Annotated in this window: 5 protein-coding genes and 4 tRNA genes; all 9 read left to right on the top strand. The window is 61.3% G+C overall.

What is annotated here, in order from left to right; all coding sequences use genetic code 11:
* Positions 1-216: 216 nt before the first annotated feature.
* Complete coding sequence (locus EPN96_12810; protein TAL15479.1) at positions 217-639, top strand: hypothetical protein; 423 nt, start codon at positions 217-219, stop codon at positions 637-639.
* 89 nt (positions 640-728) lie between these two features.
* Entirely contained in the window at positions 729-2,435 is a 1,707-nt protein-coding gene (locus tag EPN96_12805; GenBank protein ID TAL15478.1) for a proline--tRNA ligase, read from the top strand.
* The gene (locus EPN96_12800) at positions 2,435-3,154 is read left to right on the top strand and encodes an orotidine-5'-phosphate decarboxylase (protein ID TAL15477.1); all 720 of its coding nucleotides are present in this window, start codon (positions 2,435-2,437) and stop codon (positions 3,152-3,154) included. The genes EPN96_12805 and EPN96_12800 overlap by 1 nt, the downstream gene beginning before the upstream one ends.
* Positions 3,151-3,885, top strand: coding sequence for a 23S rRNA (guanosine(2251)-2'-O)-methyltransferase RlmB (gene rlmB / locus EPN96_12795; protein TAL15476.1), 735 nt, complete (start codon positions 3,151-3,153; stop codon positions 3,883-3,885). The genes EPN96_12800 and rlmB overlap by 4 nt, the downstream gene beginning before the upstream one ends.
* A gap of 215 nt (positions 3,886-4,100) precedes the next feature.
* Positions 4,101-4,175: transfer RNA gene (locus EPN96_12790), tRNA-Thr, on the top strand.
* A 24-nt stretch (positions 4,176-4,199) separates the two neighbouring features.
* Positions 4,200-4,285 (top strand) — tRNA-Tyr (locus EPN96_12785).
* 17 nt (positions 4,286-4,302) lie between these two features.
* Positions 4,303-4,379 (top strand) — tRNA-Gly (locus EPN96_12780).
* A 66-nt stretch (positions 4,380-4,445) separates the two neighbouring features.
* Positions 4,446-4,521: transfer RNA gene (locus tag EPN96_12775), tRNA-Thr, on the top strand.
* 84 nt (positions 4,522-4,605) lie between these two features.
* Positions 4,606-4,725, top strand: a 120-nt coding sequence (tuf, locus tag EPN96_12770) for an elongation factor Tu (protein TAL15475.1), incomplete at its 3' end; no start/stop codon positions are given.

The following is a 4,725-nucleotide window of genomic DNA, read 5'->3' as shown; positions in this document are numbered from 1 at the left end:
CCCCTCACGCCCCCGCCGCAGCGACCGGTCGCTCGTAGAGCGAGCGGCTCCTTCCGGGCCGATTTCTTGGGTACTTCTTTCTAAAAGAAGTACCAAGGGGAGTGGGGCAGAGCCCCACAAAGTGTAAACAGGCGGGCCGAGCCCGCCCTACATAACCGGATTCCCGCGAGTTCGCGGGAATGACAGGTAAAAGTATTTCTACTTTGAAGGCAGGTCATGAAGAAAAATACATTCTATGGTCTTGTTCTGATATTGGCGTTCATCCTTGTGGCTGCGCCGTGGCTCGCGTCCCCGGCGGCTGCCGCCGATCTGAAACCGGCCAGGGTCGACGATGCGAGCGAGAAGGTCTTCGTCGTCATCGATCCGAAGGCGAGTATGACAAACGATCTGTTCATCGCAAATGTTAAACAGGCCCGCGCTTACGTCGCCAAAAACAAGGCCGGATGGAGCGGTAACTGGTCCATCGCCTTCTTCGCCGACGCGAAATATGCCTTCGACAAGGAAGACGGCAAGGTGAAGCAGTACGTCGCAGACAAGAGCTGGCACAACAGCTTTCTTGCGGAGTACAGCAACAAGGCGAAAACATTGGTATTTTTCCCAATGGATATTTCGATGAAAGAGGAAATAAAGGTCGATTAGCCGACCGGATTCCCGTTTTCAGGAATGACGGAAAAGGTTTTGTCGGCTTTCGTACCTCAAGCCGACCTACAATTTATAAGGAAACAGATATGGAATACTCCAAGCTCTTCATAACCACCCTCCGGGAAGACCCCGCCGAGGCGGAAGTCATAAGCCACAAGCTGATGTTTCGCGCGGGGCTTATCCGCAAGCTGGCGGCCGGTATCTACACTTACATGCCCGCCGGGCTCCGCAGCCTTCGGAAGATAGAGAAGATCATCCGCGAAGGGATGAACAACGCCGGTGCGCAGGAGGTGCTGATGCCCGCCGTCCAGCCCGCCGAACTCTGGGAGGAATCGGGGCGGTGGGATTACTACGGCAAAGAGCTGCTCCGCTTCAAGGACCGCCACGGCCGCGACTACTGCATGGGGCCGACCCACGAGGAGGTCATCACCGATCTCGTCCGGCGCGAGGTGCGCTCCTACCGGCAGCTTCCGGCGAACCTCTACCAGATTCAGACTAAGTTCCGCGACGAGATACGCCCGCGCTTCGGCGTGATGCGCTCCCGCGAGTTCATAATGAAGGACGCCTACTCCTTCGACACCGATAACGCCGGGGCCGAGGAGAGCTACGGGAAGATGAAGGAGGCCTACAACTCCATCTTCCGGCGCTGCGGCCTCAAATTCGTCGCGGTCGAGGCGGATTCGGGAGCCATCGGCGGCAGCTTTTCCCACGAGTTCATGGTTCTCGCCCTGTCCGGCGAGGACGAGATCGCGGCTTGCGAGTGCGGCTACGGGGCGAACGTGGAGAAGGCGGAGGTGACCCACGACCACGTCGAGCCCGACCGCTCCTGCACGCCGGGGCTCCAGCTCTGCGACACACCGGATGTCCGCACCATCGAGGAGGTGGCGGATTTCTTCCAGGCCGCCCCCCACGAGCTGGCGAAGACCCTTGTCTTCACCACCGACAAGGGGGTCATCGCCGTCTGCGTGCGCGGCGACCACGAGGCGAACCCGGCGAAGGTGAAAAACCTCGTGGGAGCCAACATCGCCGAACTGGCCTCCGAGGAGGACGTCCGAAGGGCCACCGGCGCGCCGACCGGCTTCGCCGGGCCGGTGGGGATAAAGGTCCCCGTCTACCTCGACCGCGCCCTCAGGTGCACCGCCTCTTTCATCTCCGGCGCGAACAAGGCCGACGTTCACTACCGGAACATCGTCCCCGGCAGGGATTTCGAGCCCGCGGGGTGGGCGGACCTTCGCTTCATCAAGGCGGGCGACCCCTGCCCGAGGTGCAAGACCCCCGTCACCGTCGCCCGCGGAATAGAGGTGGGCCACATCTTCAAGCTGGGGACCAAGTACTCCGAAAAGCTGGGGGCGGTCTACCTCGACGCGGAGGGCAAGGAGCAGAACATCGTCATGGGGTGCTACGGCATAGGCGTCGGACGGACGCTGGCCTCCTCCATCGAGCAGAACAACGACGAGAACGGCATCATCTGGCCCGTCCCCATCGCCCCCTGGGAGGTGATAATCCTCCCGCTGCAGGTCAAGGACGAGGAGACGATGGCCGAGGCGAGAAGGATAGAGAGCAAGCTCGAAAAGCTGGGGGTCGAGGTGCTTCTGGATGACCGCGACGAGCGGCCCGGCGTAAAGTTCAAGGACGCCGACCTCCTCGGGATACCCCTGCGCATCACCCTGGGCTCGCGCGGCCTCAAGGAAGGGCTGGCCGAGGTGAAGGAGCGCGCCACCGGGATAGAGTCGAAGGTCGGGCTGGCCGATATCGTGCCGACCGCCTTCCAGTGGGTCACGGAGCGCCGCTGATGAAGGGGAAAGACCGGATTATCTTCGCGCTGGACGTGGACAACTCCGCCGATGCCCTCCTGTGGGTGGCCAGACTTTCCGGCAGAGTTGGAGTTTTCAAGGTTGGGCTGGAACTCTTCGTCTCCGCCGGGCCTTCCCTCGTTGAACAGATTGTAGGCAAGGGCGAGAAGGTCTTTCTGGACCTGAAGTTCCATGACATTCCCGCCACGGTCGCGGGGGCGGTGAGAAGCGCTTCCTCCCTCGGAGCCTTCATGATTAACGTCCACGCCCTCGCAGGAGGGGATGCTCTGAAACGAGCCTCCGAAGCGGTACGGGAAGGGGCGGCGAAAGCCGGGAAGGTTCCTCCCAAGCTGCTTGCGGTGACGGTTCTCACCAGCCACTCGCAGGGGACTCTCGACGAACTTGGGGTAAAGGGAACCCCCGCCGAGGCCGTGGAGCGTTTCGCCCTCCTCGCCAAAGCTTCGGGCGCGGACGGCGTTGTCGCCTCGCCGCTGGAGGCGGGAGCCATACGCAGCCTCTGGAGCGGCGGGCTTATCGTCACCCCCGGAGTGCGCCCGGCGGGAGCGGGGGCGAACGATCAGAACCGCATCGCCACCCCGGCGGGAGCGGTAAAGGCCGGGGCCGATTACCTAGTGATAGGAAGGCCGATAAGGAGCGCCGAAGAACCCAGACTGGCCGCCGGGGAGATAGCTTTGGAGATCGACGGGATTTTGGCATGAAAGAGTGGCTTTACGGAAAGCGCACCGTCCTCGAACACCTCCAGACCCTTCCCGACACCTGCGAGCGGCTGGTAGTGGCGAAGGGAATTAAGCCCGACCCCGAGATACTGGAGGCGGCAAGAGTAGCCGGTGTCGCCGTCGAGGAGCTGCCGCGCGAGAAGCTGGACGCGCTGGCGGTCGGCGGCAACCATCAGGGGGTATGCCTTCGGGTCGGCGGGTGGGAATACGCCGAACTCGATACCTTAATAGAACGGACCCGGAGGCCCGGAGCCGTCCCTATCCTCTTTATCCTCGATTCGGTTCAGGATCCGCGCAACCTCGGCGCTGTCGCCCGCGTCGCCGACGGAGTGGGCGCGGGGGGACTGATTATCCCCAAGGACAGGGCGGCGGGCCTCACCGCCTCGGCGGCGAGGAGCGCGGCGGGGGCGCTGGCCTCCATCCCGGTGGCTCAGGTGGTCAACGTCGCCCGCACGATACGGGAACTGAAGGACGAGGGATTTTTCGTCATGGGCACAGCGCCGGAGGGCACGGAGCTTTTCAAGGCGAAGATATTTTTCCCCCTCGTCATCGTCCTCGGCGCGGAGGACAAGGGGCTTAGGCCGAACGTCGCCGCGAACTGCGACATCCTCGCCTCTCTGCCGATGGAGGGAAAGGTTTCCTCCCTCAACATCAGTGTAGCCGCAGGAGTTTTCGGCTATGAGGCGCTGAGACGTTTCAGGGCGCAGTCTTAGCTTATCCGCGCCCGGGGCTTCTATCCGATGCGTTGTATGGACAAAGCCTTGGTGAATGGGTTTTGAATCGGCAAACTATTTCGCCGAAAGAGTAAGCCGAACTGAAAGGATGCGCCGGATATTTTTGCCCTTGACACCTTCGGGTTGGGTAAGCTAGCATCCACCCTCCTTCTGCTGGGAGGACTGGCACTGGCACGCCAAAAGGCCGGATTTACGCTGGCGTAGCTCAAGGGTAGAGCAGCTGATTTGTAATCAGCAGGTTGCGGGTTCAATTCCCATCGCCAGCTCCGGGAATACAATATTCGTAAGGCTGTGGTGGGGTTCCCGAGCGGCCAAAGGGAGCAGACTGTAAATCTGCCGGCGTTAGCCTTCGGAGGTTCGATTCCTCCCCCCACCACCACAGCATTGCGGGATTTAGCGGGAGTAGCTCAGTTGGCTAGAGCGTCAGCCTTCCAAGCTGAGGGTCGCGGGTTCGAGCCCCGTCTCCCGCTCCATATTAAAGTTTAAAGCCTGGTAAACGGGTTAAACGGCGGGGTTTTTTGCCGCCCCGGTTTTTACGGGCCCACATAGCTCAGTTGGCAGAGCACATCCTTGGTAAGGATGAGGTCATCGGTTCAATTCCGATTGTGGGCTCCAGTATTCGCTTGTGTAGCGGCCCTTCGGCGGCTTGCCGGTGGGTCTTTCTCCGTTTCTCCGGACATGTGAGGGGAGTGGATAAAAATGGCCAAGGAAAAATTTGAGAGGACTAAGCCTCACGTCAATATCGGGACGATAGGGCACGTTGACCACGGCAAGACGACGCTGACGGCGGCGATAACCCGCGTTCTGGCGAACCGTGGC

It is taken from the genome of bacterium, assembly GCA_004322275.1.
Lineage (GTDB): Bacteria > Desulfobacterota > Deferrisomatia > Deferrisomatales > BM512 > SCTA01.
The sequence above is the reverse complement of the archived record's forward strand: the minus strand, read 5'-3'. Positions and strand labels throughout refer to the sequence as shown.

Excerpts from the sequence above, each read along its gene's own strand:
- EPN96_12810 (TAL15479.1), top strand. The coding sequence starts at position 217 with ATGAAGAAAAATACATTCTATGGTCTTGTTCTGATATTGGCGTTCATC.
- rlmB (TAL15476.1), top strand. The coding sequence starts at position 3,151 with ATGAAAGAGTGGCTTTACGGAAAGCGCACCGTCCTCGAACACCTCCAG.
- EPN96_12805 (TAL15478.1), top strand. The coding sequence starts at position 729 with ATGGAATACTCCAAGCTCTTCATAACCACCCTCCGGGAAGACCCCGCC.
- EPN96_12800 (TAL15477.1), top strand. The coding sequence starts at position 2,435 with ATGAAGGGGAAAGACCGGATTATCTTCGCGCTGGACGTGGACAACTCC.